The organism is Parabacteroides sp. AM58-2XD (assembly GCF_003463685.1).
Taxonomy (GTDB): domain Bacteria; phylum Bacteroidota; class Bacteroidia; order Bacteroidales; family Tannerellaceae; genus Parabacteroides; species Parabacteroides segnis.
The window spans coordinates 1-2558 of the sequence record NZ_QSDP01000208.1 but is presented as its reverse complement, the minus strand read 5'-3'; the positions used below and the strand labels follow the sequence as shown (position 1 = coordinate 2558).

The 2558-nt window shown below is 35.9% G+C and carries 1 protein-coding gene; it reads left to right on the top strand.

The features are described from left to right. Window positions 1-318: 318 nt before the first annotated feature. Complete coding sequence (locus DXA15_RS24775; protein WP_233567632.1) at window positions 319-2352, top strand: ATP-binding protein; 2034 nt, start codon at window positions 319-321, stop codon at window positions 2350-2352. The last annotated feature ends 206 nt before the right edge of the window (window positions 2353-2558 follow it).

The following is a 2558-nucleotide window of genomic DNA, read 5'->3' as shown; positions in this document are numbered from 1 at the left end:
TGACCTCAAAGGTATGATTTCAAATCGTCGCGCCTAAAAAGTAGTATCTAATAGACTATATTTCAATTATTTCAAAGAACTATTTATCCACTTTTACGGGACAGTAATGATGAAGATTATATTCTTATTGTTAATTCATATTCAGAGAATTCCCCGTGGATTTGTAATTTTACAGTTCCTATCTATGAAACATTGATAAAAGAGTACGGAGAACTTACGGCCTATACGGAGCATATGAATATGTTATTGATACAAAACGAAGAAGAATTGTCCTTTTTCGAACAAGATCTTTTCAGTAGATATAAACATCCTCCTCGTATGGTCATATTATTGGGCAATCCAGCTTTCGCTCTTTTGTTGGATAAATTAGAGAAGACTTGGGGACGGCAGATTCCAATTGTTCTTTATACGAATAAATTATATGTCGGCCCGCGTGAAACCTATTTACAAGAGCGAATGATTATGCAACAGGAAAAGACTCCTATAAACGATGTCATTCGGTTACACCCACAGGTAACAGTTCTTTTTATACCTGATTATATAAAGGAAACTATTGAATTGATGCGTCATCTTATGCCGGATATGCGACATTTACTGTTTCTTTCCGATAAAACGTTTCTTGGGTTACAAAATTTGGAGATACTCGAAAATATTATGCAAACCGAATACCCGGATATCTGTTTTACGATCCTGACCGCCGGAGATGTCACAGGAAGCGTTCTGATAGACTCTTTAAAGAATGTAGATGAGCATACCGGAATTCTGTTGTCATCATGGTGTTTTAAAAGTCAACAAGGAAAATATGTTGTTCAAAGTTCTGATATCTATCAAACAATAAGCTCTTATACCTCTTTGCCTATATTTACCTTATATGATATGGCGATTGATAAAAACGGTTTGTTGGGAGGATATTTTTATACATCCTCCAGTATATATGATATCGTTATAAAAACGGTTAGATCTATACTTGAAGGAGATGTTCGGGAAACTGTTGTTTCGCCTGAAAATCCCGGGCCAGTACTGGACTATCAGGTATTAGTGAAAAAGGGGTTTTCTCCGGCAGATTGTCCTTCTAATACGTTTTTTTATCTGAAACCTTCTTCTTTTTGGGAACAGAACCGTTTGTATATATCTGTGGGCATTTTGCTGTTCTTTTTTGTCATTTTCTTTTTGCTTTGGCGCATAAGAGTATTGAACCGTCAGCGTGCTTTGCAACAACAGATGCAGCGGTTGCTTCGTACGGTAAATCGTAAATTGTCGCTTTCTTTGGATGTTGCCAATATTATTCCATGGAGATGGGATTTGCATAAGCATTTGATATTCTGTGATGTCAAACATCCGGATATGGAGTTGAAAGTGGAACATCCCGTATTGGAGAAACAGTTTAAAGTCTCAGAAGAAAAATATTTCAACAATATCCGTAAATCAGATAGGGATCGATTAAGAAAAACTTGTGAACTCCTTGTTAGTGGAAAAGCAGACAAGGTAAAAGAAGAGTTTTTGATTTACCGGGGAAAGGGTGATCGTGTTCGTTTTGATTGGGTGGAGGTTCAAGCTGTTGTTGAAAAGAGGGATGAACACGGCCAGCCAGTTATATTGACAGGTTCTTCCTTGTTGATTACCGAAAGGAAAAAAATCGAAGAAGAATTATTACGAGCACGGGATAAAGCAGAGGAATCTAATCGTCTAAAATCTGCATTTCTAGCCAATATGAGTCATGAAATCCGGACACCATTGAACGCCATTGTCGGTTTCTCTCAGATTCTTGCAACTACCGATGAAGAAGATGAAAAGAAAGAATTTGTATCCATTATCGAAAACAACAATGCTCTTTTATTACAATTAATTGGTGATATTTTGGATTTGTCCAAAATAGAGGCGGGGACTTTAGAGTTTGTCCGTACAGATGTAGATCTGGATCTTCTGATGAATGAATTGGAGCGTTCTATGCGGTTGAAAGTGCAAGGAACTGTTGAATTGCGTTTCATGGATCATATATTGAATTGCCATTTGAGTGTAGATAAAAATAGGTTGTCGCAAGTATTGATCAATTTATTGGGAAATGCTGCCAAATTCACAAAAGAAGGGCATATTTATTTTGGATACAGGTTACAAAATCAGGATATGCTTGAATTTTATGTTTCTGATACTGGTTGCGGGATACCTCGAGAACAGTTACACAATGTATTTGAACGTTTTGTAAAGTTAAATAGTTTTGTGCCCGGGACAGGATTGGGACTAGCTATTTGTCAGGTGATTGTTGAACGTCTGGGAGGAAAGATTTGGGTTGAATCTGAAGAAGGAAAAGGGACTACTTTTTATTTTACAATTAGGTACCTGTCATGTGAATAAGAAAGTAATTGGGATAATGAGAAATACGGGATTTGAGTAAAGTCTCGTATTTTTTTTGGGGGGGTATCGTTTGGCTAAATTTCAAAAGGTATAGCAAATAGAGAATACCATAGTTCTGATAGAACTATTTTCATTTTGAGTGCAAATATATATATTATTTTTAAATATATCACATTTTAACCTTTCAAATATTTAAAAAATAAAAT

What these genes read in the sequence shown, in the direction of transcription:
- DXA15_RS24775 (WP_233567632.1), top strand. Translation starts at nt 319, where the DNA reads ATGGTCATATTATTGGGCAATCCAGCTTTCGCTCTTTTGTTGGATAAA.